The following is a 13,606-nucleotide window of genomic DNA, read 5'->3' as shown; positions in this document are numbered from 1 at the left end:
ATAGACAGACATGAAACACACCCTTTTCGGGGCGCTGATCGCTGCCGCACTTGCCGTTCCGGCCTACGCCGAGAACTACACCATCATCGCCCCCGCGGCGCCGGGCGGCGGTTGGGACCAGACCGCCCGCACCATGCAGGAGGCGCTGCAAGCCGAGGGCATTTCCGACACCGTGCAGGTCCAGAACGTGCCGGGCGCGGGCGGCACCGTGGGGCTGGCGCAATTCGTGGCGGGCGCGCAGGGCAAACCCGACCAGCTGATCGTCGGCGGCTACGTGATGGTCGGCGCGATCCTGACCAACGCGTCCCCCGTGTCGCTGGCCGACGTGACCCCCATCGCGCGGCTGACCGGCGAATACGAGGCCATCGTGGTTCCGGCAGCCTCCGACATCCAGGACATCAACGGCTTGATCGAGGCGCTGAAGGCCGATCCCGGCGCGGTCAGCTGGGCGGGCGGCTCGGCGGGCGGCGCGGACCACATCGCCGTGGGCCTGATCGCCAAGGCGGCGGGCGTCGATCCGACCAGGATCAACTACATCGCCTATTCCGGCGGCGGCGAGGCCCTGGCCGCGATCCTGGGCAGCCAGGTGACGGCGGGCATCTCGTCCCTGGGCGAGTTCAAGGCCCAGGCGGACGCGGGCGCGCTGCGGATCCTGGCCGTGTCGTCCGACGAGCGGATCGAGGGCGTGGACGCGCCGACCCTGAAGGAAGCGGGACTTGACGTGGCCTTGCAGAACTGGCGCATGGTCGCGGCGGCGCCCGGCATCACCGACGAACAGAAGGCCGCGATCAGCGCCGACATCGACCGGATGGTCCAGTCCAAGACCTGGCAGGACGCGCTGGCCACCAAGGGATGGGCCAACACCTATCTGGCGGGCGCGGACTTCCAGGCGCAGCTGGACAAGGACATCGCCGCGACCGGGGCGATCCTCAAGGACATCGGTCTGGTGAAATGAGCGGGTCCACCCCCCAAGGATCTGGCGCAACGCGTCGCCCCGATGGGGCGACGCTGGTCGCAGCCTTGATCCTGGCCGGTATCGCCGTCGTGATCTGGCGGGACGCCGCGCGCCTGCCGCAGGCGGGCGGCTATGCCGGCGTCGGTCCCGCCGACGTGCCGCGCTGGATTGCCCTGGGCCTTGCGGGCCTGTCGCTGTGGTCGCTGGTCGAGGCCTTCCGGTCCGGCAAGGCCGAACGCGAGGCGCAAGACACCGGCCCGATCCTGTGGATCGTCGGCGGGCTGGCCGCGCAACTGGCGCTGCTGAGCACGGCGGGCTTTTCGATCGCCACGGGGTTGCTGTTCGCGGCAACGGCGGCGGCCTTCGGCAAGCGCAACCTGGCGTTGACCGTGCCGGTGGGGATCACCTTCGCCCTGGTCGTCTATCTGCTGTTCGCGGGGCTTCTGAAGCTCAGCCTGCCCGCCGGTCCGCTTGAAGGGCTGGTCTGGGACCTGTTCCGGGGCGCCAAGCCATGAACACGTTCGATTTCCTGTTGCAGGGCCTCGCGGTCGCGATGGACCCGATGATCCTGATCTATGCGCTGATCGGGGTGACGCTGGGCACCGCCGTGGGCGTGCTGCCCGGCATCGGCCCCGCGCTGACCGTGGCGCTGCTGCTGCCCGTCACCTATGGGCTGGACCCGGCCGGGTCGCTGATCATGTTCGCGGGGATCTACTACGGCGGCATGTATGGCGGATCCACGACCTCGATCCTGCTGAACACGCCGGGCGAAAGCGCCTCCATCGTCACGGCGCTGGAGGGCAACAAGATGGCCCGCATGGGGCGCGGCGGACCCGCGCTGGCCACCGCCGCCATCGGGTCGTTCATCGCGGGCCTTGCCGCCACGATCCTGCTGGCCTTTGTCGCGCCCACCGTGGTCAAGCTGGCCCTGGTCTTCGGCCCGCGCGATTACTTCGCGCTGATGGTGCTGGCCTTCGTCACCGTGTCGTCCGCCTTTGGCGAAAGCGCGCGGAAGGGGCTGATCTCGCTGTTCGTCGGGCTGGCCTTGGCGCTGGTGGGCATCGACCAGCTGACCGGGCAGGCGCGGCTGTCCTTCGGCGTGCCGCAATTGCTGGACGGGATCGAGGTCACGACCCTGGCCGTCGCCATGTTCGCCGTGGGCGAGGCGCTGTTCGTCGCAGCCCGGCGCGACACGGCGGATGACGAGGTGATCGCCGTCAAGGGGTCCGTCTGGATGACGGCGAACGACTGGGCGCGGTCCTGGAAGCCCTGGCTGCGCGGCACGATCATCGGCTTTCCCATCGGCGCCATGCCTGCCGGGGGCGCCGACATCGCGACCTTCCTGTCCTATGCGGCGGAAAAGCGCATGTCGAAGCACCCCGAGGAATTCGGCCACGGCGCCATCGAGGGCGTGGCCGGACCCGAGGCCGCCAACAACGCATCCGCCGCCGGAACGCTGGTGCCGCTGCTGACGCTGGGCCTGCCCACCACGGCTACGGCGGCGATCATGCTGGCGGGCTTCCAGCAGTTCGGCCTGCAACCCGGCCCGCTGCTGTTCGCCACCAATCCGCAACTGGTCTGGGGCCTGATCGCGTCGCTGCTGATCGCGAACTTCATGCTGCTGGTGCTGAACCTGCCGCTGATCGGGCTGTGGGTCCGGCTGCTGACCATCCCGCGCCCCTGGCTTTACGCGGGCATCCTGGTCTTCGCGACCCTGGGGACCATCGGCGCCAACCCCTCGCCGGTGGAGCTGTCGATGCTGCTGATCTTCGGCGTGATGGGCTACGCGATGCGGCTTTACGGCTATCCCATCGCGCCGGTGGTGGTGGGCCTGATCCTGGGACCGATGGCCGAACAGCAGTTGCGCCGGGCGCTGTCGATCAGCCAGGGCGATCTGTGGACGCTGGTGGGATCACCCGTGTCGGCCACGCTGCTGGCCTTGTCGGCCATCGCGCTGATCGTGCCCCTGATCCTGCGCGCGCGCGGCAAGGGGAAGGTGTTGAGCCAGCTGGCGTCCGACGAGGATTGAGAGCGGCAGCAATAGGAGGCCCTGGCGGTGCCGGGGCTTCCGACGGCGAGAGCCATGTCCGGCCTTGTGGATGGCAGCAATGCGGACAAGAGTTGCCGTTTACGGCCTCTCGTTCAGGGCGTTGTCAACACGCCTTGTGTTGTTTCACTCACCAAGATCGACATCATTCGTTGATAAACTGTTTCCAATAAAAATCGCAGCTCGCGAGTCTTTACCGTTGGGTCCTGTTCCGAGTGCTTGAAGAACAAACAATTTTTTCTCTTTGAAATTTTCTGGCGCCTCTATGTACTGGTTTCTAAGATCGCCTGACTTTGGATAACCCGACAAGCCATCTGCATCAATCCAACGGGTAATGTAAGTATCTATTGGGTCTGCAAGTGCGTTTCTGGCTGTTAGTTCGTAAGAACAGTTACTTCCAAAGCTTGCCGAGAAATTGGTGCGTCCGTCTGGAGCACTCCCTATCTTCTTCAATACCAGAGGGGATTTGCTAAGTTCATCTTTGATTGGGCAGTTATCTGAAAAGTTCTCATGATAAGTATTATCTTCGGGAACTGTGTCGCTCGAAGGGGCAGCGCACGCCACAGTGAAACAAGCCACCGCTATACAAGCTAGTATCTTAATTGCTGAATTCGCTCTCGACATTTCGGTCGTATTCTCCTGGTTCGGCTGTCGTCAAAGAACGCCAGACAGCATAAAGCTGCACTGTATCACTAGGTCGAGCGGCAGCAATGGACTCAAAGCACCTCTCCACTCCGGCACGCAGCTCTCCTTTCCACACCGTTATTCCCGCTTCCATGCTATACTCACCCTCCTGCAGTCCTGTTTCCCAGGAGGGATTTTCATGTCACACACCATCAGGACCACCCGCGGACGCGGCAGGCTTTACGACAGCATCCTGGACACCGTGGGCGACACGCCGACGATCCGCGTCAACAACCTCGCCCCCCAGGGCGTGACGATCTATGTCAAGGCCGAGTTCTTCAACCCCGCCGCCTCCGTCAAGGACCGCCTGGCGCTGAACATCATCGAGGCCGCCGAACGCGACGGCACCCTGAAGCCCGGCCAGACCGTGGTCGAGGCGACCAGCGGCAATACCGGCATCGGCTTGGCCATGGTCTGCGCGCAGAAGGGCTATCCCTTGGTCGTGACCATGGCCGACAGCTTTTCCGTGGAACGGCGGCGGCTGATGCGGATGATGGGGGCCAAGGTCGTGCTGACGCCGCGGGCGCAAAAGGGCACCGGCATGTACGCCAAGGCGGCGGAACTGGCGGAAAGGCACGGCTGGTTCCTGGCCCGCCAGTTCGAGACCCCGGCCAACGCCGACATCCACGAAGCCACCACGGCGCAGGAAATCCTGGGCGATTTCGCGGGCGGGCGGCTGGATTACGTCGTCACCGGATACGGCACCGGGGGCACGGTGACGGGCCTGTCGCGCGTGTTGCGCCGCGAACGGCCCGACACGAAGATCGTCCTGACCGAACCCGCCAACGCCGCCCTGGTCAGCAGCGGCACGCCCCAGGAACGCGGTCCCGACCACGCCCCCGCCGCCAGCCACCCCGCCTTCGAGCCGCACCCGATCCAGGGCTGGACCCCCGACTTCATCCCCTTCGTCCTGCAAGAGGCGCTGGACAACAACGGCTATGACGAGCTGATCCCGGTTTCAGGCGCGGACGGCACCGCCTGGGCCAGGAAGCTTGCGGCGCAGGAAGGCATCCTGACCGGCGTCTCGGGCGGATCGACCTTCGCCATCGCCATGCAGATCGCCGAACGCGCGGAACCCGGCACGGTGATCCTGGCCATGCTGCCCGACACCGGGGAACGCTATCTCTCCACGCCGCTGTTCGGGGACATCGCCGAGGACATGGACGACGAGGAACGCGCCCTGTCCGAATCGACGCCCGGCTACCGGATGGGGTGAGGGCGGTGGATACGCTGGACCCCCCGGACTGGGGCGCCTTCGCCCGCATTGCCCACGGCGCGGTGGACCGGGCCATCGCGCGGACCGCCGCCCTGCGCGACCGCCCCGTCTGGCGGCCGATCCCGCAGGCGGTGCGGAACAGCCTGCGCCAGCCGCTGCCGGAGGAACCGACGCCGCTCGACCGGGTGGTGGACCAGGCTTGGGACGGCGTGCTGGACTATCCCATGGGCAACACCCATCCGCGGTTCTGGATGTGGTACATGGGCGCCTCCAGCCTGACGGGCGCCTTGGCCGATTTTCTGGCGGCCGTTGACGGATCGAACTTGGGCGGGGGCGATCACGCGGCGGCGGAGTGCGAACGGCAGGTGATCGACTGGCTGCGCCAGATCGTGGGTTTCCCGGATGGCGCCAGCGGCACGCTGACCAGCGGCGGGTCGGTCGCGAACCTGATCGGGCTGACGGTGGCGCGCAACCGCATGGCGGGCATGGATTTGCGCGAACAGGGGCTGGCCGCCCTGCCCCGGCCCTTGCGCTTCTATGCCTCGGACCAGGTGCATGGCTGCCACCAGAAGGCGGTCGAGCTGCTGGGCATGGGCAATCGCGCCCTGCGCCGCATCCCGACCGGACCCGACTGCCGCATGGACATGGCGGCCCTGGCCCGCGCCATCGACGAGGACCGGGCGGAGGGCTGGCAGCCCGCCTGCGTCATCGCCAGCGCGGGCACGGTCAACACGGGGGCCATCGACCCCCTGCCCGCCCTGGCCGACCTGTGCCGCGACCGGGGGCTGTGGTTCCATGTCGATGGCTGCATCGGCGCGCTGGCCCGGCTGTCGCCCCGCCACGCCCCCCTGCTGGACGGGATCGGCCGCGCCGACAGCCTGGCGCTGGACCCGCACAAGGGCCTGCATGTCCCGTTCGAGGCAGGCTGCGCGCTGGTCCGCGACGCGGAGGCCCACCGGGACAGCTTCGCGCTGCATTCCCCCTATCTGGACCCGGCGCTGCGCGGGATCGCGGCGGGGGGCTGGCTGCTGGACCTGGGGATCCAGACCACGCGCGGGTTCCGTGCGCTGAAGGTGTGGATGATGCTGCGCGAACACGGCACCGCGCGGTTCGGCCGGATCATCGGGCGCAACATCGACCAGGCGCGGCGCATGGGGGCGGGGATCGACGCCCATCCCCGGCTGACCCGCCTGTCCCCGGTCACGCTGGACATCGTCTGCTTCCGCTATGACCCCGGCGGGCTGGACCCCGCCACCCTGGCCGCGCTGAACGCCGAGATCATGATGCGCCTGCAGGAACAGGGCATTGCCGCCTTTTCCGACACCACGGTCCACGGGCAGCACGGGCTGCGGGCCGCGATCTGCAATCATCGCACCACGGACGAGGACATCGACACCGCGCTGGCCGCCGTCGTGCGGACCGGCGACGAACTGGCCCAGGTCCCGATCCATGCAAGGCCCGCATGACGGGCCTGCGCATTTGCCGCGTTGCGGCATGGCGGGGAAAGGGCCACATTCACCCTGTCAACCAAGGACAGAAAGTGAGACTGACTATGACCGCCCTCCGCAACGCCATGATCCGCATCCGCGCGTTCCTGGACGTGATGGATGCCGCGATGTCCGCCTCGGCCGCCGTGCGCTTGCACCACGCGCCCGCGGTGGCCGACCTGCGCCGCCTGGGGATCGAGCCGACCCGCGCCGCCATGGCCGCCCTGTCGCGCGCCTGATCCGCGCGGACAGCCTGCCGACCCTGGCCCGCCACTGGCGGGCCTTTTGTTTTTCCGGCCTTGGATGGGCCATCCTGTTCCCGCTCCGGCTTCTCAGAAGGCCGGCAGGTCCACGCGATACCCGCGCATCTTCTCGAAGCGGGCCAGGAGCGCGGCCTTCCCTTCGTCCCGGCTTGCTTCCTGCCCCAGACGATGCAGGATGGTCCGGTTCAGCGTCTCGGCGCGGGCCTGGAGGCGGAACATCTGCTTGCGGATCTCGATCATCTCCGCAGCCTCGCGCTCCGTATAGGGGCTCTTCTCTTCACCCAGGAGCTTGCGCTCCTTCAGGGCCGCCTGCTCCAGCTTGGTCATCTCCCTGATCCGCTCGTAATGGCGCCCGGCGGCTTCGCGGATCTGGGCACGGCGCTTGTTCTTGGGGTCTTCGTCATGCGGAGTGGGAACGGGGGTCATGCGGGGCTCCTTGTGATTACGATCAAGGTATAAACAATCCCGGTCCCGCGATCAACGGGTCGGGCAGGGCGCACGGGTGGCTTTCGTTCGGGGAACGGGAACGGGCATGCAGGAAACGGGGAACGGGAAGGAGGGAGCGGGATCGGCGGAAGATCGGAGCCGGAGACCGGCCGATCTTCCTTCTTTCCTTTTCCTTTTCCTTTTCCTTTTCCTGCCCGCCGCCGGGCGGGATCAGGAAACGCATCGCGTTTCTCCCGCCCGTGCAAGCGCCCGTCCCGCCCCCCATCGCTTCCCGGAACAATTCCCGCGCGCGCTGGTTTTCCTTTCCAACGCCCGGCCAGCGCAGAAACCGGGCCGTCGCAGAAAGGGAGAAGACCCGTGGCGCAAACTCTGGATCAGACCGCAGGAACCGGACGGCCCCCTTCCATCGTCGCGGTGTTTGCCGACCGGAACGCGGCGGCTGCCGCGACCCAAGGGCTGCGAAACGCCGGCATCGACGGCGCCAGCATCCATGACGCCAGCGGCAGCGGCAGCCTGACCCATCCGGCCCTGGCCCGCCTGTCTGACGCCGACCGCCAGGCGGTTGCGGCCGCCGTGGCGGAAAATGGCGCCGTGCTGGTCGTGACAAGCCGGTCGCAGGCCGAACACGACCTTGCCCTGTCCGTCCTGAACCGGCAGCCGGGCGGCCACGCGCCCACTGGTTCCGCCCCCGCCGGCGGCAGCGCGGGCGGTGACGAAACGGCCCTGCCCGACGGCATCCGCGGCACGACCCGCGACACCCCCTATACCATTCCCAAGGACGAACACGCGGGCCATGGCGACGCATTCCCCGACCACATGCCCGACAGCAGCCCGGGCGGGGCAAGGACCGGCCTTTACATCGTCCACGGCGACTGACGCGTCCAACCTGCATCGGGGCTTTCCATGAACGACATCGGGGCGCGCGCGCGCGCGCTTGGCATCCAGCTCGACTATGAAGGCGTGGGCGGCACCCGCCACGAGGTGCCCGCCGAAACGCTGGAAAAGCTGGTCGCGGCCTTCGAGCCTGCCCCCGCGATGCGCCCGCAGGCGCTGGAGGCACCGGACGGCGTGCGCTGCCACCTGCCCGAAGGCCCCCCGGCCTGGGGCGTGGCGGTGCAGCTTTACCAGATCCGCACGGCGCGGAACTGGGGCATCGGCGATTTCGCCGATCTGGAAACGCTGGCCGCCATCCTGGGCGGCGAAGGGGCCAGCTTCATCGGTCTCAACCCGCTGCACGCGATGTTTCTGGCCGATCCGGCGCGGTGCAGCCCGTTTTCCCCGTCAAACCGGCGCTTCCTGAACCCGCTTTATATCGCGGTGGACCGGGTGGAGGGCTTCGCGCCCGACATGGCCGACCCGCAGGAGATCGCCCGGTTGCAGGCCACGGATCTGGTGGACTACCCTGCCGTCGCCGCCCTGAAGCTGCGCGCCTTGCGCGCCGCGTGGCAGGCGGCGGGCACCCCCGATGCCGGGGACGCCTTCCGCGCCCAGGGCGGGGATGACCTGGACCGGCACGCCCTGTTCGAGGCGGTATCGGCCCATATGGTGGCCGGGGGTCATGGCGCGGGATGGCGCGGCTGGCCCGCCGAATGGCAGGATGCCGAAGGTCCCGCCGTCCAGGCCTTCGCCCGCGACCACGCGCCGGATCTCGCCTTCCACCGCTGGATGCAGGAACAAGCCGACCGCCAGCTGGCCCGCGCGCAGGAGGCCTGCCGGGCGGCAGGCATGGGCATCGGCCTTTACCTCGACATCGCCGTGGGCGAGGCGGCGGACGGATCGGGCAGCTGGGGCCGGCCCGACGTGCTGGCGGGCGTGCGCATCGGCGCGCCGCCCGACTATTTCAACGAAAAGGGCCAGGACTGGGGCCTTGCGCCGTTGTCTCCCGCCGCGATGGCCGCGACGCGGGCGGCGTCCTTCGGGACGCTGATGGACGGCGTGATGCGCCGCGCGGGCGCCGTCAGGATCGACCACGCCATGGGCCTGTGGCAGCTGTTCCTGATCCCCGACGGGGCGGACGCCAGCACTGGCACCTATGCCCGCTATCCGCTGGACGACATGCTGCGCGCGCTGGCCCATGCCTCGAACCGGCACGGCGCGGCCGTGATCGGCGAGGATCTGGGCAACGTCCCCCCCGGCTTCCGCGAGATGATGGAGGACGCAGGGATCCTGTCCTATCGCATCCTGTTCTTCGAACGCGATGAAACCGATTTCCTCCCGCCGCAGGATTACCCGGCCCATGCGCTGGCCTGCCTGTCCACCCATGACCTGCCGACCTTCCAGGGATGGTGGCGCAGCGACGACGTGCGGCTGCGCCAGGAATTCGACCTGATCGGCGAGGACACGGGCCGCGAACAGGCCAACGCCCGCCCCGCCGAACGCCAGGCCCTGGTCCAGGCCCTGACGGATGCGGGCCTGCTGCCGGAAAGCCCGGAGGTGGCCGGGGACGCCGCGCCCCTGGCCGTGGTGGTGGCCGCGCACCGCTATCTGGCACGCACGCCCTGCCGCCTGATGGCCGCGCGGCTGGAGGATCTGGCCGGAGAGACCCGCCCCGTCAACCTGCCCAGCACCGAGGACGAATACCCGAACTGGCGTCCCAAGCTGGGCCTGACGCTGGACGACATCGTGGCGGGCGAACCCTTCCGCGCCATCACCCAAGCCATCCGGTCCGAACGCCCCGGAACCGCGGATTGATCTATGTTTAGCGGACGGGGGCGGAACAGATGCGCGGACCAGGGGGTTCAGTGATACCGAAATCCGCACGCTTGGCGGATTCCCAACAAAGGATGACAGCCCATGACCAATCCGGCACATGACGTTTTTCTCGACGGGTTGCGCAACGCGCACGCCATGGAAAAGCAGGCCCTGTCGATCATGCAGCCTCAGCTGAACCGGCTGGAACACTACCCCGAGGTGTCCGCCCTGCTGGACCGCCACATCCGCGAGACCGAAGGCCAGTTGGCCCGCATCGACCAGGTGCTGGACAGCCTTGGCGAATCCGCGTCGGGGCTGAAGGACACGATGCTGTCCTTCAGCGGCTCGATGGCGGCCATGACCCATACGCTGGCCAGCGACGAGATCCTCAAGAACTCGATGGCGAACTTTGCCTTCGAGCATTTCGAGATCGCGGCCTATACCGCGCTGATCACGGCGGCGGAACTGGCGGGCCCGACGGCGGCCATTCCGGTCCTGCAACAGAACCTGGACGAGGAAAAGGCCATGGCCGCCGCCCTCGAGGCGGGCCTGCCCCATGTCGTGCGCCAGTATGTGGCCCTGTCGGCCAGCGGCGAACGCGCCGACATCTGACGGCAGCCGAAAGGGGGGATCCCATGTCCTATTCCGAGATCCTGGCCCTGTCGCGCCAGGCCGCGGCCGGGGGGCTTGCCCCCTGGTTCGACGCCCGCCTGAAGGCGCAGATCGACGCTGGCCTTTTTCTTGGGGAAGACCGGCTGGCCCAGGTCCGCGACCGGATCACCCGGCAGCTTGCCGACTACCGGACGCAAGCCGGGGTCGGCACCGCCGTCCTGGGCATGTCGGGGGGCGTCGATTCCGCGCTGACGGCGGCGCTGTTCAAGCAGGCGGGCTGGCGGGTGATCGGCTTCACCCTGCCGATCCACCAGAACCCTGTCGAGACCGAACGCGGGGTCGAGGCCTGCGAGGCCCTGGGCCTCGAGCATTTCCACCTGGACCTGTCCCCCGAATACGAGGCGATGGTCGCGGGCCTTGGCCGGGTCGATGAGGCGATGCCGGGGTCCGACGACACGCCGGCCCGGACGCGGCGGGGCAACCTGCGCGCCCGGCTGCGGATGATCACGCTTTACGACCAGGCGCACCGCTTTGGCGGCGTCGTCGCCAGCACCGACAACTTTTCGGAACTCGGCGCGGGCTTCTGGACGCTGCATGGCGACGTGGGCGACCTTGCGCCGGTGCAGGGGCTGATCAAGTCCTGGGAAATCCCCTGGCTGGCCCGGGAGGTCGGCGTGCCGGAAAAGACCTGGCGGGCCAAGCCCACCGACGGGTTGGGGATCGGCGCGGGGGACGAGGCGCAGATCGGCGCGACCTATCTGGAATGGGACATCACCGTCTTCGCCATCGCCGAAGCCTTGCAGCAGGATCCGCAGATCACCGTTGCAGGGCTGGCCGATGCGCTGGACATGGGGGGCGACGATCATGCGCGCCGGATCCTCGGCACCGTGCTGGCCCGGCTGCGCATGACCTGGCACAAGCGGGTCAACCCGATCCGGTTCGATCATCCGCTGGCCGACCGCTTCGCCCTGATCGACCGGACCGATGAAGCCTTGTTCCGTCCCCCGGTCTTGCGCCAACAGGAAGCTGCCCATGACCACCAGCGGATTTGACTGCGCCATTGTCGGGGGCGGCCCGGCCGGGTTGACGGCGGCGATCTATCTGGCGCGCTTTCGCCGCAGGGTCGTGCTGATCGACGCGGGGCAAAGCCGCGCATCCCTGATCCCGCGGTCGCACAACCACCCGGGCTATCCCGACGGGATCCATGGCAACGACCTGCTGGAGCGGATGCGCCAGCAGATGGACCGCTTCGGCGTGACCGTCCTGTCCGCCAAGGCGACCGATGCCAGGCCCGTCCTCGACGGCGGCTTTCGGATCGAGGCGGGGCAGACCCTTCTGGCCGACCACATCATCCTGGCGACCGGATCGCGCGACCGCCTGCCGCCCCTGGACGACGCGCTGGACCATATCCGCCAGGGCCTCTTGCGCCAGTGCCCGATCTGCGACGCCTATGAACTGTCGGGCCAGCCCGTCGCCGTGATCGGCGCGGGCGACTGCGCGGCGGGCGAGGCGCTGTTCCTGCGCCATTACACGCCCGACATCTCGATGCTGACTTTGGGCAGCGAACTGACCGTCCCGCCGCCGCTGCTGGCCAAGCTGGAAAAGGCCGGGGTGCGGATCGTCACGGATGAGGCTTCCGATTGGGACTTCGGCGACGGCGGCGTCGGCGTCACCCTGGGCGGCAGCCCGGCCCGGTTCCGCGCGGTCTATTCCGGCCTGGGAAGCGACCCGCAGAACAGCCTGGCCCGCAGCCTTGGCCTGGACCTGGCCGAGGACGGCCGCATCAGCACCGACGCGCATCAGCAAAGCTCGGTGCCCGGGGTCTTCGCGGCGGGGGACGTGGTGACCGGCCTGAACCAGATCGCCGTCGCCATGGCGCAGGGGGAAATCGCCGCGACCCATGTCCACAACCTGCTGCGCGTGCAGGAAGATCGCTGCCTGGCCGACAGCCTTTAGCGGACCACGCCTTCGCCACGTCACACCATCGCCACCCGAAACGCCGGGCCTCAAAGGCCCGGCCAGCGTCCGGTCTGGCACCGCATCACGCAGGCAGCAGGCCCGGCGCATAGCGGCTGTCGCGTGGCAGGCCCAGGGCCGTGAAATCGCCCGCCAGCCGGTCCAGCGCGGCCTGGAAATCCGCTCCCGCCAGCGCAGGCCCGTGGCCCGCGATCATCGCGCGCGGACGAAGCGCGGCCAGCCGCCGCACCGAATCCCCCGCCGCCTGCCAGTCGGTCGTGAAATAGGCGGGCGGGCCTTGCAGCTTCGGGGTTTGCAAGGCGGCGCTGGCCATGGATTCCTGCTGCGTGGTGCTGATCGCGTCGCCCGCGACCAGCCGGCCCGTGGCCTCGTGCCAGAAGGACACATGGCCCGGCGCATGGCCCGGCGTGTGGATCCAGCGCCAGCCCTCAAGCCCCGGAATGGTGCCGTCCCCCGGCAAATCCGCCAACCGGTCCGCGATGTCGATCGGGCTGCGCGGGAACAAGGGCGAGAGTTCCGCCATCAACCCGCCGCCGACCTCGGGCGCGGGCGGGGGATAGGACCGGGTGCCGTCCAGGAAGGGACGCTCATCGGGGTGGGCCAGGACGGGGGTGTCCCATTCGCGGGCCAGCTGCTCCAGCGCGCCCACATGGTCGAAATGGCCGTGGGTCATCAGGATGGCGGCGGGCCGGGCCGTCCCGTAACGCGCCCGCGCGGCGGCACGGATGAAGGACGCCGAACCGGCGATCCCCGCATCGACCAGGAACCATGCGCGGTCCCCTGCCCCCGGCGCGCCGATGAAGGCCACGTTCACGATGCCGCAGCGCAGGCGCATCAGGTCGGGACCCAGGGCCTCGGCGGTGGCGCTGGCGGGCAGCGGGATACCCTGCGGCCCTTCGGGGCTGGTCAGGGCGGCGGCGGCCAGGGAAAAGCCGCCATAGCCCGTCAGGAAGGCGCGCGGGCCGGGCCGGGTTTCGCGCAGTCCCGCCGCCAGGCAGGCGGCCCCTTGGGCTGCATCCAGCAGCCGGTGCTGGTCCAGATCAAGGCCACTCCCCGGTCCTTGGCGATAGCGGGTGGCCAGCGAATAGGCGGCAACGCCAAGGCCCGCCAGCGCCAGCGGGCGCGACAGGCGCGCGGGCCAGCGCAGCGCGTGCGGCATCAGGACCAGCATCGCCGCCGATGCCGCATCAAGGGTCGCGTGCAGGCGGGGCGGGATCATGGGTTTCC

General features: G+C 68.7%; 15 protein-coding genes. 11 read left to right on the top strand and 4 right to left on the bottom strand.

Annotation, left to right across the window (positions count from 1 at the left end):
* Nucleotides 1-10: 10 nt before the first annotated feature.
* The 3 genes from GIY56_RS13250 (at nt 11) to GIY56_RS13240 (ending at nt 2,984) form a co-directional block, all read left to right on the top strand.
* Nucleotides 11-955: a tripartite tricarboxylate transporter substrate binding protein gene (locus GIY56_RS13250; RefSeq protein WP_154765321.1), complete on the top strand. Its 945-nt coding sequence runs from the start codon at nt 11-13 to the stop codon at nt 953-955.
* A gap of 65 nt (nt 956-1,020) precedes the next feature.
* Complete coding sequence (locus tag GIY56_RS13245) at nt 1,021-1,470, top strand: tripartite tricarboxylate transporter TctB family protein (protein ID WP_230312517.1); 450 nt, start codon at nt 1,021-1,023, stop codon at nt 1,468-1,470.
* Entirely contained in the window at nt 1,467-2,984 is a 1,518-nt protein-coding gene (locus GIY56_RS13240) for a tripartite tricarboxylate transporter permease (RefSeq protein WP_154765319.1), read from the top strand. Before GIY56_RS13245 ends, GIY56_RS13240 begins: the two co-directional genes overlap by 4 nt.
* A 144-nt stretch (nt 2,985-3,128) precedes the next feature.
* Here the strand turns inward: GIY56_RS13240 and GIY56_RS13235 are convergent, their stop codons facing one another.
* Nucleotides 3,129-3,626, bottom strand: coding sequence for a hypothetical protein (locus GIY56_RS13235; protein WP_154765318.1), 498 nt, complete (start codon nt 3,624-3,626; stop codon nt 3,129-3,131).
* 199 nt (nt 3,627-3,825) lie between these two features.
* Here GIY56_RS13235 and GIY56_RS13230 point away from each other — a divergent pair, with 199 nt between their 5' ends.
* The 3 genes from GIY56_RS13230 (at nt 3,826) to GIY56_RS13220 (ending at nt 6,628) form a co-directional block, all read left to right on the top strand.
* Nucleotides 3,826-4,902, top strand: coding sequence for a PLP-dependent cysteine synthase family protein (locus GIY56_RS13230; protein WP_154765317.1), 1,077 nt, complete (start codon nt 3,826-3,828; stop codon nt 4,900-4,902).
* Between the two features lie 5 nt (nt 4,903-4,907).
* Nucleotides 4,908-6,368 (top strand): pyridoxal phosphate-dependent decarboxylase family protein, encoded by a 1,461-nt coding sequence (locus tag GIY56_RS13225; protein ID WP_328288546.1) that lies wholly within the window; start codon nt 4,908-4,910, stop codon nt 6,366-6,368.
* Between the two features lie 74 nt (nt 6,369-6,442).
* Nucleotides 6,443-6,628 carry a hypothetical protein gene (locus GIY56_RS13220; RefSeq protein WP_154765316.1) on the top strand — a complete coding sequence of 62 codons (186 nt, stop codon included), beginning with the start codon at nt 6,443-6,445 and terminating at the stop codon, nt 6,626-6,628.
* Nucleotides 6,629-6,721: 93 nt separating this feature from the next.
* On the opposite strand, the gene GIY56_RS13215 is transcribed toward GIY56_RS13220, so the two are convergent.
* Nucleotides 6,722-7,078, bottom strand: a complete 357-nt coding sequence (locus GIY56_RS13215; RefSeq protein WP_154765315.1) for a hypothetical protein — start codon at nt 7,076-7,078, stop codon at nt 6,722-6,724.
* A 22-nt stretch (nt 7,079-7,100) separates the two neighbouring features.
* The gene (locus GIY56_RS13210; RefSeq protein ID WP_154765314.1) at nt 7,101-7,322 is read right to left on the bottom strand and encodes a hypothetical protein; all 222 of its coding nucleotides are present in this window, start codon (nt 7,320-7,322) and stop codon (nt 7,101-7,103) included.
* Nucleotides 7,323-7,456: 134 nt separating this feature from the next.
* Here GIY56_RS13210 and GIY56_RS13205 point away from each other — a divergent pair, with 134 nt between their 5' ends.
* The 5 genes from GIY56_RS13205 (at nt 7,457) to GIY56_RS13185 (ending at nt 12,358) form a co-directional block, all read left to right on the top strand.
* Nucleotides 7,457-7,975 carry a hypothetical protein gene (locus GIY56_RS13205; protein ID WP_154765313.1) on the top strand — a complete coding sequence of 173 codons (519 nt, stop codon included), beginning with the start codon at nt 7,457-7,459 and terminating at the stop codon, nt 7,973-7,975.
* Nucleotides 7,976-8,002: 27 nt separating this feature from the next.
* The gene (malQ, locus tag GIY56_RS13200; protein WP_154765312.1) at nt 8,003-9,790 is read left to right on the top strand and encodes a 4-alpha-glucanotransferase; all 1,788 of its coding nucleotides are present in this window, start codon (nt 8,003-8,005) and stop codon (nt 9,788-9,790) included.
* A gap of 102 nt (nt 9,791-9,892) precedes the next feature.
* Nucleotides 9,893-10,402: a ferritin-like domain-containing protein gene (locus GIY56_RS13195; protein ID WP_154765311.1), complete on the top strand. Its 510-nt coding sequence runs from the start codon at nt 9,893-9,895 to the stop codon at nt 10,400-10,402.
* Nucleotides 10,403-10,425: 23 nt separating this feature from the next.
* Nucleotides 10,426-11,454: an NAD(+) synthase gene (gene nadE / locus GIY56_RS13190; protein WP_154765310.1), complete on the top strand. Its 1,029-nt coding sequence runs from the start codon at nt 10,426-10,428 to the stop codon at nt 11,452-11,454.
* Entirely contained in the window at nt 11,435-12,358 is a 924-nt protein-coding gene (locus GIY56_RS13185) for an NAD(P)/FAD-dependent oxidoreductase (RefSeq protein WP_154765309.1), read from the top strand. Before nadE ends, GIY56_RS13185 begins: the two co-directional genes overlap by 20 nt.
* Nucleotides 12,359-12,443: 85 nt before the next feature.
* Here GIY56_RS13185 and GIY56_RS13180 read toward each other — a convergent pair whose 3' ends face one another.
* The gene (locus GIY56_RS13180; RefSeq protein WP_154765308.1) at nt 12,444-13,598 is read right to left on the bottom strand and encodes an MBL fold metallo-hydrolase; all 1,155 of its coding nucleotides are present in this window, start codon (nt 13,596-13,598) and stop codon (nt 12,444-12,446) included.
* Nucleotides 13,599-13,606 lie beyond the last annotated feature (8 nt).

It is taken from the genome of Paracoccus lichenicola (genome assembly GCF_009708075.1).
Lineage (GTDB): Bacteria > Pseudomonadota > Alphaproteobacteria > Rhodobacterales > Rhodobacteraceae > Paracoccus > Paracoccus lichenicola.
Note: the sequence above shows the minus strand (reverse complement) of the source record. Positions and strands in the feature narration are given on the sequence as shown.

Bases quoted from the DNA above. Each gene is read 5' to 3' on its own strand.
- GIY56_RS13250 (WP_154765321.1), top strand. From the start codon at position 11: ATGAAACACACCCTTTTCGGGGCGCTGATCGCTGCCGCACTTGCCGTT.
- GIY56_RS13240 (WP_154765319.1), top strand. From the start codon at position 1,467: ATGAACACGTTCGATTTCCTGTTGCAGGGCCTCGCGGTCGCGATGGAC.
- GIY56_RS13235 (WP_154765318.1), bottom strand. From the start codon at position 3,626: ATGTCGAGAGCGAATTCAGCAATTAAGATACTAGCTTGTATAGCGGTG.
- GIY56_RS13230 (WP_154765317.1), top strand. From the start codon at position 3,826: ATGTCACACACCATCAGGACCACCCGCGGACGCGGCAGGCTTTACGAC.
- GIY56_RS13215 (WP_154765315.1), bottom strand. From the start codon at position 7,078: ATGACCCCCGTTCCCACTCCGCATGACGAAGACCCCAAGAACAAGCGC.
- GIY56_RS13210 (WP_154765314.1), bottom strand. From the start codon at position 7,322: ATGCGTTTCCTGATCCCGCCCGGCGGCGGGCAGGAAAAGGAAAAGGAA.
- malQ (WP_154765312.1), top strand. From the start codon at position 8,003: ATGAACGACATCGGGGCGCGCGCGCGCGCGCTTGGCATCCAGCTCGAC.
- GIY56_RS13195 (WP_154765311.1), top strand. From the start codon at position 9,893: ATGACCAATCCGGCACATGACGTTTTTCTCGACGGGTTGCGCAACGCG.
- nadE (WP_154765310.1), top strand. From the start codon at position 10,426: ATGTCCTATTCCGAGATCCTGGCCCTGTCGCGCCAGGCCGCGGCCGGG.
- GIY56_RS13185 (WP_154765309.1), top strand. From the start codon at position 11,435: ATGACCACCAGCGGATTTGACTGCGCCATTGTCGGGGGCGGCCCGGCC.
- GIY56_RS13180 (WP_154765308.1), bottom strand. From the start codon at position 13,598: ATGATCCCGCCCCGCCTGCACGCGACCCTTGATGCGGCATCGGCGGCG.